At 69.8% G+C, this 18,290-nt stretch carries 19 protein-coding genes; 12 read left to right on the top strand and 7 right to left on the bottom strand.

Going from position 1 to position 18,290, the window contains the following annotated elements; genetic code table 11:
* Positions 1-27: 27 nt before the first annotated feature.
* The gene (gene nusG / locus ACTJJP_RS08165; RefSeq protein WP_440774517.1) at positions 28-1,149 is read left to right on the top strand and encodes a transcription termination/antitermination protein NusG; all 1,122 of its coding nucleotides are present in this window, start codon (positions 28-30) and stop codon (positions 1,147-1,149) included.
* 932 nt (positions 1,150-2,081) lie between these two features.
* On the opposite strand, the gene ACTJJP_RS08160 is transcribed toward nusG, so the two are convergent.
* A complete protein-coding gene (locus ACTJJP_RS08160; RefSeq protein WP_440774516.1) occupies positions 2,082-3,032 on the bottom strand; it encodes a hypothetical protein in 951 nt (316 codons plus the stop codon).
* Positions 3,033-3,730: 698 nt separating this feature from the next.
* Between ACTJJP_RS08160 and rplK the strand changes: the two genes are divergently transcribed.
* From rplK to ACTJJP_RS08130, 6 genes are all read left to right on the top strand, one after another.
* A complete protein-coding gene (gene rplK / locus ACTJJP_RS08155) occupies positions 3,731-4,162 on the top strand; it encodes a 50S ribosomal protein L11 (RefSeq protein WP_058232721.1) in 432 nt (143 codons plus the stop codon).
* An 11-nt stretch (positions 4,163-4,173) separates the two neighbouring features.
* Entirely contained in the window at positions 4,174-4,866 is a 693-nt protein-coding gene (gene rplA, locus ACTJJP_RS08150; protein ID WP_440774515.1) for a 50S ribosomal protein L1, read from the top strand.
* Positions 4,867-5,157: 291 nt separating this feature from the next.
* On the top strand, positions 5,158-5,964 hold the full coding sequence (locus ACTJJP_RS08145; protein WP_440774514.1) for an amino acid ABC transporter substrate-binding protein: 807 nt from the start codon (positions 5,158-5,160) through the stop codon (positions 5,962-5,964).
* 132 nt (positions 5,965-6,096) lie between these two features.
* The gene (locus tag ACTJJP_RS08140; protein WP_440774513.1) at positions 6,097-6,762 is read left to right on the top strand and encodes an amino acid ABC transporter permease; all 666 of its coding nucleotides are present in this window, start codon (positions 6,097-6,099) and stop codon (positions 6,760-6,762) included.
* Positions 6,749-7,549 (top strand): amino acid ABC transporter ATP-binding protein, encoded by an 801-nt coding sequence (locus ACTJJP_RS08135; RefSeq protein WP_440774512.1) that lies wholly within the window; start codon positions 6,749-6,751, stop codon positions 7,547-7,549. The genes ACTJJP_RS08140 and ACTJJP_RS08135 overlap by 14 nt, the downstream gene beginning before the upstream one ends.
* A gap of 83 nt (positions 7,550-7,632) precedes the next feature.
* Positions 7,633-8,676 carry an NAD(P)H-dependent flavin oxidoreductase gene (locus tag ACTJJP_RS08130; RefSeq protein ID WP_440774511.1) on the top strand — a complete coding sequence of 348 codons (1,044 nt, stop codon included), beginning with the start codon at positions 7,633-7,635 and terminating at the stop codon, positions 8,674-8,676.
* Between the two features lie 101 nt (positions 8,677-8,777).
* Here ACTJJP_RS08130 and ACTJJP_RS08125 read toward each other — a convergent pair whose 3' ends face one another.
* On the bottom strand, positions 8,778-9,053 hold the full coding sequence (locus tag ACTJJP_RS08125) for an acylphosphatase (protein ID WP_440774510.1): 276 nt from the start codon (positions 9,051-9,053) through the stop codon (positions 8,778-8,780).
* Between the two features lie 168 nt (positions 9,054-9,221).
* Positions 9,222-9,869 (bottom strand): LysE/ArgO family amino acid transporter, encoded by a 648-nt coding sequence (locus ACTJJP_RS08120; protein ID WP_440774509.1) that lies wholly within the window; start codon positions 9,867-9,869, stop codon positions 9,222-9,224.
* Positions 9,870-9,938: 69 nt separating this feature from the next.
* Here ACTJJP_RS08120 and ACTJJP_RS08115 point away from each other — a divergent pair, with 69 nt between their 5' ends.
* Positions 9,939-10,823: a LysR family transcriptional regulator ArgP gene (locus ACTJJP_RS08115; protein WP_440774508.1), complete on the top strand. Its 885-nt coding sequence runs from the start codon at positions 9,939-9,941 to the stop codon at positions 10,821-10,823.
* A 2-nt stretch (positions 10,824-10,825) separates the two neighbouring features.
* Here the strand turns inward: ACTJJP_RS08115 and ACTJJP_RS08110 are convergent, their stop codons facing one another.
* The 4 genes from ACTJJP_RS08110 to ACTJJP_RS08095 all read right to left on the bottom strand — a co-directional run bounded on the left by ACTJJP_RS08110 (position 10,826) and on the right by ACTJJP_RS08095 (position 15,121).
* Positions 10,826-11,845: an NADP-dependent oxidoreductase gene (locus ACTJJP_RS08110; protein WP_440774507.1), complete on the bottom strand. Its 1,020-nt coding sequence runs from the start codon at positions 11,843-11,845 to the stop codon at positions 10,826-10,828.
* Between the two features lie 290 nt (positions 11,846-12,135).
* The gene (locus ACTJJP_RS08105; protein ID WP_440774506.1) at positions 12,136-12,597 is read right to left on the bottom strand and encodes a MarR family winged helix-turn-helix transcriptional regulator; all 462 of its coding nucleotides are present in this window, start codon (positions 12,595-12,597) and stop codon (positions 12,136-12,138) included.
* 4 nt (positions 12,598-12,601) lie between these two features.
* Entirely contained in the window at positions 12,602-14,344 is a 1,743-nt protein-coding gene (locus ACTJJP_RS08100; RefSeq protein WP_440774505.1) for an MDR family MFS transporter, read from the bottom strand.
* A 96-nt stretch (positions 14,345-14,440) separates the two neighbouring features.
* Positions 14,441-15,121, bottom strand: a complete 681-nt coding sequence (locus tag ACTJJP_RS08095; protein ID WP_440774504.1) for a YqaJ viral recombinase family protein — start codon at positions 15,119-15,121, stop codon at positions 14,441-14,443.
* A 103-nt stretch (positions 15,122-15,224) separates the two neighbouring features.
* Between ACTJJP_RS08095 and ACTJJP_RS08090 the strand changes: the two genes are divergently transcribed.
* The 4 genes from ACTJJP_RS08090 to rplL all read left to right on the top strand — a co-directional run bounded on the left by ACTJJP_RS08090 (position 15,225) and on the right by rplL (position 18,209).
* On the top strand, positions 15,225-15,626 hold the full coding sequence (locus ACTJJP_RS08090) for a hypothetical protein (protein ID WP_440774503.1): 402 nt from the start codon (positions 15,225-15,227) through the stop codon (positions 15,624-15,626).
* A 485-nt stretch (positions 15,627-16,111) separates the two neighbouring features.
* On the top strand, positions 16,112-16,864 hold the full coding sequence (locus tag ACTJJP_RS08085) for a hypothetical protein (RefSeq protein WP_440774502.1): 753 nt from the start codon (positions 16,112-16,114) through the stop codon (positions 16,862-16,864).
* Positions 16,865-17,268: 404 nt separating this feature from the next.
* Positions 17,269-17,784: a 50S ribosomal protein L10 gene (gene rplJ, locus ACTJJP_RS08080; RefSeq protein ID WP_058232707.1), complete on the top strand. Its 516-nt coding sequence runs from the start codon at positions 17,269-17,271 to the stop codon at positions 17,782-17,784.
* A gap of 38 nt (positions 17,785-17,822) precedes the next feature.
* Positions 17,823-18,209 carry a 50S ribosomal protein L7/L12 gene (gene rplL, locus ACTJJP_RS08075; RefSeq protein ID WP_058232706.1) on the top strand — a complete coding sequence of 129 codons (387 nt, stop codon included), beginning with the start codon at positions 17,823-17,825 and terminating at the stop codon, positions 18,207-18,209.
* Positions 18,210-18,290: the final 81 nt, after the last annotated feature.

Raw genomic sequence — 18,290 nt, 5'->3', positions numbered from 1 at the left:
GGCCGCCTCTGAACGGAAGAGATCACAGTGTCTGAAAGATATGTCGACGACGCCGATTGGGCGACGGCAGCGGAGCAGTCCAGCGAGGACGACGAAGCCCAGGAGGGCAACGTGCTCGAGTCCCAGGAGCGCGCCTCCGACTCGGCCGAGCACTCCGCCGTGCACATCGTGGACGACGAAGACGAGGTCGACGACGCCGACCTCAGCGACATCGACATCACCGACCCGGAGGCGGACGCGATCGTGAACGACGCTCTCGAGATCGACGAGACCAGCGAGGCCGAGGCGGCAGCCGAGGTGCTGAACGACTCCCTCGCCGAGGAGCAGGCCGAAGAGGCCGCCGAGGCCGCTGACGAGGTCACCCCCTATGACGGCCCCGACGTCAACGGCGAACCCGACGAGCCCGTGCTCGACGAGGACTTCGTCGACGACGTCTCCGCCGCAACGAGCGTGGTCGACGAGGTCGAGGCCGGCGAGTCCGCCGCCGACGCCCCCACCGACCTCGACTCCGAGGACGACGAAGACGCCGACCCCTACGAGGCGTACCGCACCGAACTGCGGTCGCTGCCGGGCAAGTGGTACGTCATCCACTCCTACGCCGGATTCGAGCGCAAGGTGAAGGCCAACATCGAGCAGCGCAAGTCGACGCTCGAGGTCGAAGACGACATCTACCAGGTCGAGGTCCCCATGGAGGACGTCGTCGAGATCAAGAACGGCCAGCGCAAGATGGTCAACCGCGTGCGCATCCCCGGCTACGTGCTGGTGCGCATGGACCTCAACGAAGACACCTGGTCGGTCGTGCGCCACACCCCCGGTGTGACCGGCTTCGTGGGCAACGCCCACAACCCCACGCCGCTGCGCTTCGATGAGGCGTTCAACATGCTGAAGAGTCTGGTCGAGGTCAAGGAGTCCGCTCCCGCCAAGGCCGGCGCAGCCAAGGGCTCGGCAACGGCTCAGCGCGTCATCCCCGCCGAGGTCGACTTCGAGACCGGCGAGACGATCACGATCAAGGAGGGCTCGTTCGCGGGTCTTCCCGGCACGATCAGCGAGATCAAGCCCGAGAGCGGCAAGCTCACGGTCCTCGTGTCGCTCTTCGAGCGCGAGACCCCCGTCGAGCTCTCGTTCGACCAGGTCACCAAGATGGTCTGACGCCCTCGCGTCGCCCGAACGCCCCGCCCGGCTCACGTCGCGCGGGGCGTTCGCCGTTTCGTCCGCTCCTCGTCCCGTCGCCGTAGGTTCGCCCGCGCCGTGGGTTGGCTCGCGCCGTGGGTTGGTTCGCGTCGTGGGTTGGCTCGCGCCGTGGGTTCGCCCGCGCCGTGGGTTGGCCCGCGCCGTGGGTTGGCTCGCGCCGTGGGTTGGTTCGCGTCGTGGGTTGGTTCGCCGAGAAACGCCATCTGCGGGGAGAAACGCGTTGTCGTGTTGTTTCTGCGAACGGATGCCGTTTCTCGCAGCGCGTGAGAGAGGCGCGTCGGGGTGTCGCAGCGTGCGGCGCGTGAGGTCGCCGGGGCGGGATGCGCGGATGGGCGTGGGGCGGACCGTTGAGAAACGCTATCCGCGGGGAGAAACGCGTTGTCGTGTTGTTTCTGCGAACGGATGCCGTTTCTCGCAGCGCGTGCGAGAGGCGCGTCGGGGTGTCGCAGCGTGCGGCGCGTGAGGTCGCCGCGGCGGGATGCGCGGATGGGCGTGGGGCGGACCGTCGGAGAAACGCTATTGGCGGGGAGAAACGCGTTCCGGTGTTGTTTCTGCGAACGGATGCCGTTTCTCGCAGCGCGTGAGAGAGGCGCGTGGGGGTGTCAGCGCGTGCGGAGCGTGAGGTCGCCTGAGCGTGAGGGCGCCGCGGCGGGATGCGTGGATGGGCGTAGGGCGGACCGTTGAGAAACGCTATCTGCGGGGGAAAACGCGTTGTCGTGTTGTTTCTGCCCGCGGATGCCGTTTCTCGGTGCTCATTCGATCGCCGCAGCGCATCACCGCAGCTCGTTGCTCCACCCGACGGCACGCACCGAGCCTGCGGACGTGCGAATCGGCAGTGGACGCCGGCGTGCGTGGAGCCGGCCGGTGTGCGTGGAGCCCGCGGGCGTGCGTCACCACGAGCGCGGGTTGCGAGCGATGGTGCGGAGGTTCGCGGAGTCGGGGGCGCCGGTGACCGGGAGCCCTGCCGCCAGCAGAGCGTTGCGCAGGCCGTCGACGCCGAGCGCGTCGGCGTACTCCCATCGCGCGATACGCCACCCGATCCGGCGGAGGGCGTCTTCGCGGCGCTTCTCGTCGCGCAGCACCGTCTCGGGCGAGTCGCCGGCGGAGTATTTGCCCCAGCCGTCCACCTCGCCGAGTACGCGGAACTCGGGCCAGCACAGGTCGGACCGGTAGCGCCTGGTCCCCAGGCGGTGCTCAGCCTGCAGGATCGGCGCCGGGAACCCGCACCACAGAGCGACGGCGCGGCTGATGGACTCGGCCGCGGATTCCGCGCCGCCGTCGGCCGATTCGAGAACCCATTGGAGCCGCCGTCGGCCGCGGATGCTCCGCTGACCGTCGGCGATCTCGCGAAGTCGGTGCAGAGTCGCTCCGTGCAGACGGATCGCGGCGTCCGTCACCGCCAGTCCCAGTGCCGGGGGCAGGCAGCGCACGAGGTCGATCGCGGTGTCCGCGGCCGTCGTCACGCGGATACCACTGACCTCGATCGTCGCTCTCGAGTCGAGACTCGTGTGTGCCACGACGTCGCCGTGCACCAACGACTTCGATCGTCGCGCGTCGAAAAGATGGATCATGCGGGGGTGGCCGAAGAGTGGCAACCCCAGCAGTGCCGCGGCTGACTCGTGCGAGAAGACGGCGCGGGGGTGGGCGATCGCATACGCGTGCACTCGGACGAGGTATCGATCCCATTCGGGCAGGGACTCCCACCCGATCCGCTCGACGTAGATGCCGGACCGTACCCGCCGTAGCGATCTGTCAGCGTGCGGGTAGTGTCCGCCCTGCGCCGCGTCGACCGCTCGTATCAGCGGTAGCGGTGCCGGTTGCGGGCGCGCGGACGTCTCCATGCGCCGAGGATCGCACGCCCGCGACCGCGATCCGGGCCCCCTGTGGATAACCTCGTCCCCAGCTCACCCCCCGAGCCTCGATATCCCCGAGAAACGCGACGTGCGGGGAGAAACGTCCTGACACGCCGTTTCCGCCCGCCGATCGCGTTTCTCGTGAGACAACGACCTGCGCTGCACCACCGCCTGACGTCAGCTACACGGGTCGAGAAACGCGATCCAGTGGGAGAAACGTCGTGTTGCCCTGTTTCATCCCGTCGATAGCGTTTCTCATGATCGAGAACGCGCACACGCGACCGCGCCGGACAGAGCCGCGAGGACGGAGTATCGCGGCGAGGACGGAGCGCCGCGGCGAGAACGCGCATACGCGACCGAGCCGGACAGAGCCGCGAGGACGACCGCGGCGAGGACGGAGCGCCGCGGCGAGAACGCGCACACGCGACCGCGCCGGACAGAGCCGCGAGGACGGAGCGCCGCCGCGAGGACGGAGCGCCGCGGCGAGGACGGAGCACCGCGGGGACGGAGCGCCGCCGCGAGGACGGGGTGCGGCGTGAGGACGGAAGGCGATGGATGCCGGAGGGCGCGATGTCGCGTACAATGGCAAGGTTGCGTGCTTCGGCGCGCGACGACCGCTGCCCGGAACCGCCGGGTGTGCGGGAGAGAGGGAGCCGCAAGGCCCTCGCTCGAGAGAGGAAAAGGATATGGCACCCAAGAAAAAGGTGACCGGCCTGATCAAGCTCCAGATCAAGGCGGGCGCGGCCAACCCCGCGCCGCCGATCGGTCCGGCGCTCGGTCAGCACGGCGTCAACATCATGGAGTTCTGCAAGGCGTACAACGCGGCGACCGAGGCCCAGCGCGGCAACGTCATCCCCGTCGAGATCACCGTCTACGAGGACCGCAGCTTCACGTTCATCCTGAAGACGCCCCCGGCTGCAGAGCTCATCAAGAAGGCCGCCGGCCTCGCGAAGGGTTCGCCCACCCCGCACACCACCAAGGTCGGCAAGCTGACCAAGGAGCAGGTCCGCGAGATCGCCACCACGAAGCAGCCCGACCTGAACGCGAACGACATCGAGGCCGCCTCGAAGATCATCGCCGGCACCGCCCGTTCCATGGGCATCACGGTCGAGGACTGAGGGAGATAACAATGGCTACCAAGTCCAAGGCATTCCGCGCCGCTGCTGAGAAGATCGCGGCCGACACGTTCTACACCCCGACCGAGGCCGTCGCCCTCGCGAAGGAGACCGGCTCGAAGAAGTTCGACTCGACCGTCGAGGTCGCGCTGAAGCTCTCGGTCGACCCCCGTAAGGCCGACCAGATGGTCCGCGGCACGGTCATCCTGCCCCACGGCACGGGTAAGACCGCGCGCGTCATCGTCTTCGCCAACGGCCCCGCGGCCGAGGCGGCCCTCGCCGCCGGCGCCGACGAGGTCGGTGGCGCCGAGCTGATCGAGAAGGTCGCGGGCGGGTACACGTCGTTCGACGCCGCCGTCGCCACGCCCGAGCTCATGGGCCAGGTCGGACGCCTCGGTAAGGTCCTCGGACCCCGTGGCCTCATGCCGAACCCCAAGACCGGCACCGTGACCCCCAACCCGGCCAAGGCCGTCGAGGAGATCAAAGGCGGAAAGATCGAGTTCCGCGTCGACAAGCACGCCAACGTGCACTTCGTCGTCGGCAAGGCGTCGTTCTCGGCCGAGCAGCTCGACGAGAACCTGAAGGCCGCGCTGGAGGAGATCGTCCGCCTCAAGCCGTCCAGCTCGAAGGGCCGCTACATCCAGAAGGGCGCCGTCTCGACCACCTTCGGTCCCGGCATCCCGCTGGACGTCAACGTCATCGCCTGACGCCTGCGTCATCCGGAAGCCCCGCCGAGCCTCGAGCCGGCGGGGCTTCTGTATGCCCCGGCCGAGCGGGCGGCGCCCGCACCGGTCCCATCGACGGGCGCGAGAACCTCCGCTCCGGGCGTTGTCGGGCACCGGTCCCTCCGACGGGCTCAGGGGCCTTCACTCCGAGCGCGTCTCCGATCCCGCACGAATGTGCAACACAGCGTCATCCGGGAAGAGACCGGTGCGCGCCCGTGTTCTGCTTGAGGGCGCCGATCGCGCCACCCCCCCATCACCATGTCTGGAACAGCTATGCCCCGTCGCCGTCTGACCGTCCTCGCCGCCACCCTGGGCCTGAGCGCCCTCGCGCTGACCGCCTGCAGCGGCGGTGCGACTCCCGGAGCCACCCCGGGAGCGGGGTCCGAATACGGTCTCGTCTCGGACGGCACCTTGACCGTCGCCACCGAGGGGACCTACCGTCCGTTCTCGTACCACGAGGGCGCGGGCGACCTCACCGGCTTCGACGTCGAGATCGCCCAGGCCGTGGGCGAGAAGCTCGGTCTCCCGGTGAAGTTCGAGGAGACCCAGTGGGATGCCATCTTCGCCGGTCTCGACGCGGGACGCTTCGACGTCATCGCCAACCAGGTGTCGATCAACCCCGAACGTGAAGAGAAGTACACCTTCAGCACCCCGTACACCGTGTCGCGCGGCGTGGTCGTGACCACCGACACCGACGACTCGATCGCGAGCTTCGCCGATCTGTCGGGCAAGACCACCGCGCAGTCGCTGACGAGCAACTGGTACGAACTGGCGACCGAGAGCGGCGCGCAGGTCGAGGCCGTCGAGGGCTGGGCCCAGGCCGTCGCCCTGCTCAAGCAAGGCCGCGTGGATGCCACGGTCAACGACCAACTCACCTACCTCGACTACGAGAAGACGAACAGCCCGACGGGCCTGAAGATCGCCGCCGAGACCGAGGACACCTCGGAGAGCGCGTTCGCCTTCAAGAAGGGCCAAGATGCCCTCGCTCAGGCCGTCGACGGCGCGCTCGAGGAGCTGCGCGCCGACGGCACGCTCGCGGAGATCAGCGAGAAGTACTTCGGCGCAGACGTCACGCAGTAAGGACCCGCTGTAAAGCCCCGCGGATCGACCGGCTCCCGCCCCTAGCGTGGGAGTCGGTCGGTCCGCGTCGGCGTGTGCGCGAGCGCGCGCGGGCAGGATCCGGGCGGTGCGCCCGGCGGAGGAAGGAGGCCCATGAACGACATCTGGACCCTGATGCTCGACTCGTTCTGGCCGATGGTGCTGGCGGGGTTGCGAGGCACCATCCCCTTGTCGCTGGCGTCGTTCGCGATCGGTCTCGTGATCGCGTTGTTCATGGCGCTGCTGCGGTTGTCGCCCAACGTCGTGCTGTCGGGCATCGCCCGGTTCTACATCTCGATCATCCGCGGCACACCTCTTCTGGTGCAGCTCTTCGTGATCTTCTACGGTCTGCCGTCGCTGAACATCACGATCGACCCGTTTCCCGCAGCCGTCATCGCCTTCTCGCTGAACGTCGGCGGGTACGCCGCCGAGGTCATCCGCGCGGCCATCCTCTCGGTTCCCCGCGGACAGTGGGAGGCTGCACACACCGTGGGTCTCTCGCCTGCCAAGACGCTGACACGCATCATCCTGCCGCAGGCGGCGCGCGTGTCGGTGCCGCCCCTGTCGAACACGTTCATCTCGCTCGTGAAGGACAGCTCACTGGCATCCCTCATCCTGGTCTCGGAACTGTTCCGTCAGGCCCAGAACATCGCCGCCTTCTCGTACGAGTTCATGGCGGTGTATCTGGAGGCCGCGCTCATCTACTGGCTGTTCTGCCTGGTGTTGTCGTTCGGGCAGAACGCCCTCGAGAAGAGGTTGGATCGCCATGTCGCCCACTGAGAATCCCCTCCTGCAGGTCGCCGGGCTCAAGAAGAGCTTCGGGTCGAATCGCGTGCTCGCCGGTGTCGATCTCGAGGTGCGTCGCGGCGACGTCCTGGTATTGATCGGGCCTTCCGGGTCGGGCAAGACGACGGTGCTGCGCTGCCTGAACGGTTTGGAGACCCCGGATGCCGGAGTCGTGTCGTTCGAGGGAGGGCCACGCGTCGACTTCGACACGAAGGTGACCAAGGGCGATCGGACGGCGCTGCGCGACCGTTCGGCGATGGTGTTCCAGCACCACAACCTGTTCCCGCACCTGACGGTCATCCAGAACGTCATCGAGGGGCCGGTGCACGCGCACGGCGTCCCCCGGGTCCAGGCCGTGGAGCGGGCCGAGCGGCTGCTGGCGCGTGTCGGTCTGTCGGAGAAGCGCGACGCCTACCCGTCCGAACTGTCAGGTGGTCAGCAGCAGCGGGTCGGGATCGTGCGCGCGCTCGCGCTCGAGCCGCAGCTGCTGCTGTTCGACGAGCCCACCAGTGCCCTCGACCCCGAGTTGGTCGGTGAGGTGCTGACGGTGCTGCGCGAACTCGCGAACGAGGGGTGGACGATGGTCATCGTCACCCACGAGCTCGGCTTCGCCCGCGAGGTGGCCGACGAGGTGCTGTTCTTCGACGAGGGCGTGATCGTCGAGCGCGGAGCCCCGTCGGAGATTCTGCGGCAGCCGAAGAAGGAGCGTACGCGTCGCTTCCTCGATCGCTTGCTGCGTCCCCTCGACGGTCCCGACCCGGCGGCGAGCGACGAGTCCTGATACCGGCCGCGGCGTGAGGCCGCAAGAGTCGCCGACGGAGAAACCCTCCGCGCGACCATCCCCGCGCGCAGTAGCGTCGGGGCATGCGACGCCTCGAAGATCTGCTCGGAATCGACACACCGGTCGTGCTCGGTCCGTTCGGCGGCCTCTCGTCGGTCGCGTTGACCGCGGCGGTCAGTGACGGCGGCGGCCTGGGGTCGTTCGGGCTGTACGGCTATACGCCCGAACGCATCCGCGACACGGTCGCCGCATTGCGCTCGGCGACGTCGGGCCCGATCGCGGTGAATCTGTGGTGGCCCCGCGGCGACGAGGTCGCCCCCGCGGACGTCGACATCGTCCCCTTCCTTCGCGCGGCCGCGCCGCTCTTCGCGGCCGCGGGTGTCACCCCGCCCGTGCCCCCGGCAACCTTCATGCCGACGCTGGCCGCCCAGCTAGACGCGGTCTTCGATGCCCGCCCCGACGTGCTGAGCGTCGTCTTCGGAATTCCGGATGCCGACACCCTCGCCCGCGCGAACTCCCTCGGCATCCCGGTCGTCGGAACCGCCACATCGGTCGCCGAGGCGGTGGCACTCGAGGCCGCGGGCGTCGACGCCGTCGTCGCGACGGGGTCGGAGGCCGGGGGACATCGGGTGTCTTTCCTGCGCGACCCCGCGCACTCGCTCGTCGGAACCTTCGCGCTGGTGCCGCAGGTCGTCGACGCCGTGGGCATCCCGGTGATCGCGGCAGGGGGCATCGCCGACCGTCGGGGGGTGGCGGCCGCTTTCGCGCTGGGAGCCGCGGGCGTCCAGGTCGGTACGGCGTTCCTCCGCACCCGGCAGTCCGCCGCGACGGAGGGCCACCGCGTGGCGATCGCCACCTCCACCGACACCGACACGGTCCTGACGCGGGCGATGAGCGGACGGCTGGCTCGTGGCATCCCGAATCGCGCGATGCGCGAGCTCGAGACGTCGGGCATGGTCGCGCCTTTTCCCGCGCAGAACTGGCTCACGGGGGTGTTCCGTGCGGCGGCGACCGCGTCGGGCGACGCCGATCTCGTGTCGCTGTGGGCGGGGCAGTCGGCCGCGCTCGCGCGTCTCGACGACGCCGCGGCGGTCCTCGCCGAGCTGCGCGCCGGCGTTCCCGGCTGACCGCTCCGCTTCCGCCGGCACCTCGCACGATGGTGCCGATCTCGCGCGGTTCCGACCGTGGGATCCGCGTTCGCGAACCCGCTGGCGCACGCGGCGTCCGATCAGGCCGTCGCGCGGATGTCGAAACCGTCGGGAGGTGTCTCGCTGCTGTCCACGGCGTCGACGCGGTCGACCCTCGCTGACGGCGGCCCCACGCGGGCCCAGGCGACCACGGTGTCGACGGTCGTCGCCTCACCCGCGATGAGCGCCTCGACCGAGCCGTCCCCACGGTTCCGCACCCAGCCACGGGCGCCCGCCCGCTGCGCCTCGTTCTGCAGGGCGTAGCGGAAGCCGACGCCCTGCACTCGCCCGCGCACCGTGATCGTCACTGCTCGCATGGCGTCATTCTCTCGGACGGGGCGGTCGCGTCCACGGGTTCGGGGCGGATTCGGTGCTTCGGGGCATGCGTGTGCCGCCCCGAGCGGCTGACCGCGCCCATACGGGTGATCGCGCATCGGACCCCTCCACCGCGCCCCGAGGAGCGCGGAGCCGCGACCCCGCCCGCGTCAGTGCGGCAGCACGAGTAAGAGTGCGATCGCGAACATCACCACGGCGATGACCGCGTCGAGGATGCGCCACGCGCGGGGAGTGTCGAGCCACCGTCCGAGGTAGCGGGCGCCGAAACCCAGCGCCGAGAACCAGGCGAGGCTCGCGATGCAGGCGCCGACCGCGAACGCCCAGCGGCCGTCGCCGTGGGTGGATGCCACGGAACCGAGCAGGAAGACGGTGTCGAGGTAGACGTGCGGGTTGAGCCACGTGAGCGCGAGACACGTCAACACGGTGGCGGTGAGCGTCGTACGGGTGCGCAGCGCGGTGCTTCCGGCACCCGTCGACGAGGAGGTCGCGGTGGTCACCCGCAGGGTCTCGCCGCTGGGGCGCAGGGCGCGCCGCGCCGCGAGCGCGCCGTACCCGACGAGGAACGCGGCCCCCGCCCAGCGCACGACGACGATCAGCCACGGCACGGCCTGCAGCACGAGACCGATCCCCGAGACACCGAGCAGGATCAGCACGGCGTCGGAGAGCGCGCACACCGCGACGACCGCGAGCAGGTGATCGCGCCGGACGCCCTGTCGCAGGACGAACAGATTCTGGGCGCCGATGGCGATGATGAGTGAGAAGCCGAGGCCGAGGCCGGCGAGCAGGGGAGTGAGCACGTTCCGACGCTAGAGCGACGTCGAGCACAAGGCCAGCTCAGGATTCTGAAGGACCGTTAGCATCGCTTCATGTCCGTTCCGCTCGACCTGGCCCGCACCCTCGCCGTCGTGGTGGAGGAAGGGACCCTGGATGCCGCCGCCCGTCGTCTGCACATCACTCCCTCCGCGGTGAGTCAGCGCGTACGCGCTCTCGAGGATCAGCTCGGACGGGTCGTGCTCGTCCGCTCGAAGCCCGTGCGCACCACCGAGGCGGGGGACGCCGTGGTGCGGCTCGCGCGCCAGCTCTCGCTGCTGGAGCACGACGCGCTCGCCGCGATGGGGGCGGAGGGCGGGTCGGTGGCATCCGTACCCCTTGCGGTGAACGCCGACTCGCTGGCCACCTGGTTCCTGCCCCCACTGGCCCGCGTCGCGGCGCGCCGCCCTGTCGTGTTCGACCTGCACCGGGACGACCAGGACTTCACGGCGGGACTGCTCGAATCCGGAACGGTGATGGCCGCCGTCACGTCGCGAGAAGCCCCGGTCGCCGGGTGCCGCGTGCGGCGGTTGGGGGTGCTGCGCTACGAGGCGGTGGCCACGGCGGGCTTCGCGGCGCGGTGGTTCCCCTCCGGCGCCGACCCGGACGCGCTCGGCGCGGCGCCGGTGGTCGACTTCGACCGACGCGACGACCTCCAGTCGCGCTGGCTCGCCCGTCGGGGTGTGGCCGCAGCGGGGCCCCCGCGGCACCGCGTGCCGGCATCCCAGGACTTCGCCACGGCGATCGAACTGGGGCTGGGGTGGGGGCTGCTGCCGGGCTTCCAGTCCGCGGCGGGCCTCGTGGCCGGCGCGCTCGTGCGCCTGGGCGAGGACCCCGTCGACGTGCCGCTGTTCTGGCAGCAGTGGAACCTCACCTCGGCGCTGCTCGACGACGTCGCCGACGAGATCGTCAGCGAGGGGCGCCGCGTGCTCGCGGCGTGACGTCAGTCGGCGCCGACCCGCAGCACGATCTTGCCGCGGGTGTGCCCGCGTTCGAGCTCGGCGTGCGCGGCTGCCGCCTCGGCCAGGTCGAACACGCGGTCGACGTAGACCCGCACGGCGCCGGAATCCAAGAGGCGCGCGATGGTGGCGAGAGCGCTGCCGTCGGGGATCGTCTTGTAATCGGTGCAGCGGATGCCGCGAGCCGCCGCCGCCTCGCGGAACCCGGGCCACGCACCGGTGGGGACCTCGATCAGCAGGCCGCCCGGGCGGAGGACCTCGAGCGAGCGGGTGCCGGTGTCGTCGGCGACATCGCCGATGAGGTCGATGACCACGTCGACGTCGTCCAGCACGTCTTCGAACCGCGTCGAGGTGTAGTCGACCACCTCCGCCGCACCGAGCTCGCGGAGCCACGCGAGATTGCGCGTGGACCCGGTGGCGATGACGTGCGCGCCGAAGTACGAGGCGAACTGCACCGCGAAGTGTCCCACTCCGCCGCCGCCCGCGTGGATGAGGATGCGCTGCCCCTGATGGGCGAGCGCCGTCTCGACGACGATTCCCCAGGCGGTGAGGGCGGCGACCGGCACCCCCGCGGCCTCGACGTGCGAGAGGGAGAGGGGCTTGCGGGCGAGCGAGAGGGTCGGGACGACGACGTACTCGGCGTATGTGCCGGCGGTGCGGGGGACGGCTGCCATGCCGTAGACCTCCGTGCCGACCGGGAACGGATGCGCGTCGAACGGGGCGCGCACGACGACACCGCTGACGTCGAGCCCGAGCACCGCGGGCCAGGAGTCGATGGATGCCGCCATCCCGCGTCCGGCGCGCGTCTTGGCATCGATGGGGTTGATACCCGCCGCGACCACTCGCACGAGCACCTCGCTCAGCACCGGCCGCGGCACCGCGGTCTCGGCGATGTGCAGCACGTCGGCTGAGCCGGGCGCGTCGAAGACCGCCGACCGCATCGTCTCGGGCACCGCCGGAGCGGGGTGCGGGGCGGTCTCGGGACGCGTCGATCGGAATCTCATCGGGCGCTCTCTCTCGCGGGGTGTTCGCAGTCGAGGCGGCTCCGCCCCGGCCAGCCCAGTCAAGCGCGTCATTGTCTCGACGGTGTTTCGCTCCCGTCACCGTGTCGCGAAGCCCGCGCCGAGTGGCATCCCGTCTGCCCGAGGCATGGGATTCGCGCCGCAAGAAACGCGGCCCGCTCGATGAAACGCCTCGTCGCGCGGTTTCTCGCCGCGAACCGCGTTTCTCGAGCGATCACCGCGGCGGTCGCGCGCCCGCCCGGGCCGCGACAGCGGCCGACACCGCTGAGCCGTCAGTCCCGGACGGGGACCTCGCCCACGGCCAGCGCGTGCAGCAGCGTCGAGAGGTGGCGGATGTCGTCGATCGACCAGTCGGCGATCGCCTCGAAGAGCCGGCTCTCGTGCGGGGCCCGGGCGTCGGCGAGACGGCGATGACCGAGTTCGGTGACGGCGATGAGGCGCGATCTGCCGTCGTTGGGGTCGGGGGTGCGGGTGACGAGCCCGAGCTCCTCGAGCTCGGTGATCGACCGGCTGAGGAATCCCTTGTCGGCGGCCAGACGCTCGGCCAGGGCCGAGAGTGTCAGCGGTCCGAAACGGCTCACGACGGAGAGCGCCTTGAACGTGGCCGGGAGCATTCCGGGACTCACGCGCTCCGCCGCCTCGGAGACGAAGCGGCGGAACACGGTCATGAGTTCCGAGAACGACGATTCCAGGGCCTGTACGGCCTCCCGGCGGTCATCGGTCACGTCGCTCATCACGTCAGCCATCCTCTCCCATCTCGGCGCTGCGGTGGGTGCCGCGGGAGCCTGCGGCATCCGGGGTGCGCACCGAACCCGTGGCGGAGAGGGTGCCGGCGTCGGCCTGCAGGGTGCGCACCGACCCGGTCGCGGAGAGGGTGGCCATGGCCGCGGGGACCGAGACGGTGGCGAGGTCGGCTTCGCTGGCCGCCACGCGTTCGCTCGTGGTCATGCGGGTGAGCGGCCGATTCGGCAGGAACAGGATGGCGATGAGGCTGACCACGGCGACGGGCACCGCGATGAGGAAGGAGTGCGCGATGGCCTGGGCGTAGATGTCCTCGACGATGACGCGGACGGTCTCGGGGAGGGCCGAGACCTGCGGGATCGTGCCCGATTGCAGCGACTCGGCCACAGCCGCGCCGTTCGCGCCGAGCCCCATGATCGCCGTTTGCAGGTCGGCTGCGCGGTCCGCGAACAGGCTCGCCGCCATGCTGGCGAGAGCGGCACCCATGACGGAGACGCCGATGGTGCCGCCGAGGCTGCGGAAGAACGTCACTCCCGAGCTCGCCGCACCCATCTGTTCGGGGTCGGCGGTGTTCTGCACGATGAGGACGAGGTTCTGCATCGTCATGCCGACGCCCGCGCCGAGCAGGGCCATGTAAAGCGAGACGAGGGCGAAGTTCGTGTCGTAGTGGATGGTCGACAGCAGGAACGAGCCCGCGATGAGCAGCGCCCCACCCGCGATGAGGAACGGCTTCCAGGTGCCGAAGCGCGAGATGAGCGCACCCACGACGATCGAGGACACCAGGAGGCCGCCGATCATGGGGATGGTCATGATGCCCGCCTCGGTGGGCGTGGCTCCGCGGGCCATCTGCATGTACTGGCTGAGGAACACCGAGGTGCCGAACATCGCCAGTCCCGTCGCGATGGAGGCGATCGTGGCGAGGGTGAAGGTGGCGTCGCGGAACAGCGTGAGGGGCACGAGCGGCTCCGAGGAGCGCAGTTCGACGACGACGAACAGGACGGCGGCGAGGACGGCCCCGCCGACCATGAGAGCCGTTTCGACGCTGGCCCACTCGTAGGAGGAGCCGGCGTTGGTCACCCAGATGAGCAGGAGCGACACAGCGGTGGACAGCAGGACGATGCCGACGTAGTCGATCTTCACCTTGCGCTTCGCGCGGACCGGCAAGTGCAGCGTGCGCTGCTGGATGAGCAGAGCGGCGACCGCGAAGGGGAGGGCGACGAAGAAGTTCCACCGCCAGCCGAACGCATCGGTGATGACACCGCCGAGGAGGGGGCCGCCGACCGTGGCCACGGCCATGACGGCACCGAAGAGGCCCATGTAGCGACCGCGCTCGCGCGGGCTGATGATGTCGGCCATGATGACCTGGCTGAGGGCCGCGAGGCCACCGGCGCCGAGGCCCTGGACGGCCCGGAAGCCGATGAGCATGTCGGTGTTCTGCGAGAAGCCGGCGGCGGCGGTGGCGAGCACGAAGATCGCGATCGCGACCTGGATGAGCACCTTGCGGTTGAACAGGTCGGCGAGCTTGCCCCAGATGGGGGTCGAGATCGCGGTGGTGAGCAGGGTCGCGGTGATGACCCAGGTGTAGGCGTTCTGGTCGCCCGACAGGTCGTGCACGATGACGGGCAGCGACGTCGAGACGACGGTCGAGGCGAGCATCGACACGAAGGTGCCGAGCAGCAGCCCGATGAGGGCCGGGAGCACGCGCCGCGGCGCGGCGGTCTCAGGGGAAACGGTTGTCATGCGGAACTCCACGTGGGGGACGGATGCCGCGACGACGCTGGCGCGATTAGTTGACTGATGTCAACGATACGCCTGATGTTTGACTTGCGTCAACTATTAATCGAGGAGCGCGAGTGCGCGGTACCTCTCGGTGGGTTCGGGGCGCACGGGCTCGGGGCGCGGCTGCCGCGCCTGCATCGTGCGGCGGTAGAGCTCGTCGATGAGGGATGTCGCCAGGTTCACGAGCTTGCCGATCTCGCGCTCGTCGCGGTCGATCCACTGGCAGCGGGGTTCGTCGTGCAGGGGGACGAAGCCGTCGTGCTGCTCCCACGCCACGAGGGTGCGCTCCGCCCCGAGGACGTGCTGCTGCCACCAGATCTGCCGCATGTACGTGCGGGGGATCGAGCGCCACGCTTTGTTGGTGGTCTTGATCTCGGCGAGGATCACGCGACCCTCCCCGTCGACGACGACGCCGTCGGGGGTCGCCAGGTGCCTCTTCTCGACGACCGCGTGATACAGCGCCGACGAGGGGCGGATGCCGTGCGTCGCGGCCACCCAGGCGGCGATCTCGGGCTCGCGTCGACGGCCGTGCGCCGTGAAGGCGTTGCCCGAGAAGTTCGAGCCCATGAGCTTGGCATCCGCCGCTCGCGAGATCGCGTTCGGGCTCGTGAGAGTCGCCACGTCGGTGGCGGTGATCCCGCGGGACCGCGCACGGATCCAGGCCACCCGGTCGCGCGAGTCGGCGACGATGCGTGCGTCGAGGTCGGCGCTGCGAGACGCGACGAACTCGGGGGACATGCGTTCGACCCTAACCCCGCTCGCGCGTGGACCGGAGGCGAAGCTCGGCGCGTCGGCATCCGGGGCCTTGTGGTCGAGGTAAGGGTGTCCTAAGTTGATGGGCATGAATCCGGATACCGGTCCGCTGCGCCGCCCCGACGGCGGCCGCTGGTGCGATCTCGAGGGGGCGGTGCTGCTCGGCGGAGACGCGCGGAACCTTCCCGAGATGCGGCGCATCGCCGCCGCCCTGTCGCCCGCAGCGCACCTGACGGTGCTGGTGGAGGTGTGCGGGTCCGCTCAGGTCGGCATCATCGACGCCCGCGAGGGCCGGGTGAGCTGGCTCGACCGGTCGCTCGACGGCGGGCTCCGTCCGCGCGGCGAACGTCTCGCGCAGGCGATCCACGCCTGGTGCGCGGAGTGGGCCTGCGGTGACGACCCGATCTGCACGGTCTGGCTGGGCGCGCGCACGCCCTCGCGCATCGTGCGCATGACCCGGGCGCTGCTGCCCGAGCCGCGCGTCTCCTGAGCTGCTGTTCTCCGCGGTGGCCTGTCGGCGCCGCCCGCGGTGTGCCCTGCAGGCGCCGAGATGACCGGCGCTTCGCGAAATCACCGGCGGTTGATGGACATGGTGGGTCATCTCGGCGAACGGGTGTGATCTCGGCGCAGGTGTGACCGGGCGCGAGCCCTCCTCCACGGGGGAGGGGGTGGGGGACGGGGTCCACAGATTCGGGCGGGGGTCAGCGCGCGGGACCGAGGATGCCGCAGCATCGACGGATGGGGCGGGAAGAGCGGCAGGCGTGGGGCTTCAGCGACGGGCTCTTCACCCGTGAAGACCTGCTCTCCCGCGGCGTGCCCGCGGGTGTTCTGGCGCTCGCGTCACGGGGTGGACCATGGCTCCGGCTGCAATCCGGCGCTTACGTCGATCGAGAGGTGTATCTCGCGCGGCCGCCGGCGGAGCGGCACAGGATTGCCGTGCATGCGGCGTCGAGGTGCATGCGCGGCGGGTCGGCGGTGGTTTCTCACCTCTCTGCGGCGGTCCTTCACGGGTTGCCGCAGTACCGATTCGGCGACCGCGCGGTAGAGGTGACGCTCGCAGGTCGCGTCGGTGGATCCAGCCGCGACGGGCTGCGACGCCACCTCGATGCGCTCCCCGGTGACGATGTCGTGTCGGTAGAGGGTGTCACCTGCACCAGCGTCGACCGGACCGTGTTCGATGTCGCCCGCACGGCTTCGCTTGAAATGGCGCTGGCCTGCGCGGACGCGGCGCTGCGACGCGAGACGGTGTCGGCGCGCCGATTCGATGCTGCGGCTCAGGAGCGATGGAGGGAGCGCCTGCGCCGACGAGCAGACCAGGCGTCGGGTCGACGAGGCGTCCGTCGCGCGCGCTGGGTGATCGAGTTCGCAGACGGTCGCGCCGAGCTGCCCGGCGAAAGCATCAGCCGGTTGCAGTTGCACCGCATCGGATTTCAGCAGATCGACCTTCAGGTCGCCGTCGCCGGGCCGCGAGGGGCCGACTACTTCGTCGACATCGGATTGCGCGACGTGCGGACGTTCTGGGAGTTCGACGGCGAGGTCAAATATCGGGATGCCGCGATGCGCGGTGGACGATCTGTCGAGAGGGTCCTGCTCGACGAGAAGCGCCGCGAGGACTGGATCCGGGGCACGACGCAGTGGAGGTTGTGCCGAGGGGGCTTCGAAGACGTTCGGACACCCGAGGCACTGGCCGCCCGCCTCGCGGCCTTCGGCGTACGCCCTCCGCACTGAGCGCATGGCGCGCCCGCCACCGGCCCCGCCGGGTCGCCGAGATGACCGCAGATGCACGAGATGACCCGCGATTCGCGCGAATGCCGCGTCATCTCGGTGAACGCGAGTCATCTCGACGTCGAGGGCAGTCGCGGCCGGGGCGGGGCGGGGCGGGCCGATTGGCGACGGACGCGACGGTCGGGTACAGTGGGGTCCAAGCCAAAGACCGTCGGTTATCGGAGTGCTTGCACTTCGGTCGAAGCGTCTGCTGAGAAGCAGAGAACCTACGCAGGTCACTTGAACTCCTCCCGAGAGGGAATCCGAGCTCCGTGCGCCTGCGCCGGAGCTCTTCTTTTTGCCCAGACCCGGTGTCTTCGGCCGGCGCCCCGCCATCGCGGAGCGCCTCGTACACACAAGGAGTGGCCATGGCGCAGAAGGATGCATCGGTCGCCGAGCTCACGAAGAACTTCGAGAACTCGACCGCCGTTCTGCTGACCGAGTACCGCGGTCTGACGGTTGCCCAGCTCAAGCAGCTGCGCAACGACATCCGTCAGGACGCGGATTACGCCGTGGTGAAGAACACGCTGACCAAGATCGCCGCGTCCAACGCGGGGGTCACGGGACTGGATGACGAGCTCAAGGGCCCGTCCGCCATCGCGTTCGTGCACGGCGACCCCGTCGCCGTCGCGAAGAGCCTGCGTGCCTTCGCCAAGGCTAACCCTCAGCTCGTGGTGAAGGGCGGCTACTTCGATGGCGCCCCCCTGACCGCTGCTGAGGTCAACAAGCTCGCCGATCTCGAAAGCCGTGAAGTCCTGCTGGCGAAGCTCGCCGGTGCGATGAAGGCGACGATGACCAAGGCGGCATACGTCTTCCAGGCGCTTCCGTCGAAGGCCGTTCGCACGGTCGACGCGCTGCGCGAGAAGCAGGACACCGCGGCCTGACCCGGCCCGGCTGATTAACCCGATCAAGGAGATACAACATGGCTAAGCTCAGCACCGAAGAGCTGCTCGACGCGTTCAAGGAGCTCACGCTCATCGAGCTGTCCGAGTTCGTCAAGGCGTTCGAGGAGACCTTCGACGTCACCGCTGCCGCCCCCGTGGCCGTGGCCGGCCCCGCCGCCGGTGGCGCCGCCCCCGCCGAAGAGGTCGAGGAGAAGGACTCGTTCGACGTCGTCCTCGAGGCCGCCGGTGACAAGAAGATCCAGGTCATCAAGGTCGTCCGCGAGCTCACCTCGCTCGGCCTCGGCGAGGCCAAGGCCGTCGTCGATGGCGCTCCCAAGGCCGTGCTCGAGGGCGCGAACAAGGAGACCGCCGACAAGGCCAAGGAGGCCCTCGAGGCCGCCGGCGCCACGGTGACCCTGAAGTAATCACGCTTCACGCGGTCGCGGTAACGCGATACACGAAGACCCGGATGCCAGTGGCATCCGGGTCTTCGTCGTTTCCGGCGG

Origin of the sequence: Microbacterium sp. 22296 (genome assembly GCF_052045385.1) — a bacterium.
Classification (GTDB): domain Bacteria; phylum Actinomycetota; class Actinomycetes; order Actinomycetales; family Microbacteriaceae; genus Microbacterium.
This window is presented reverse-complemented; position numbering and strand designations above follow the sequence as displayed.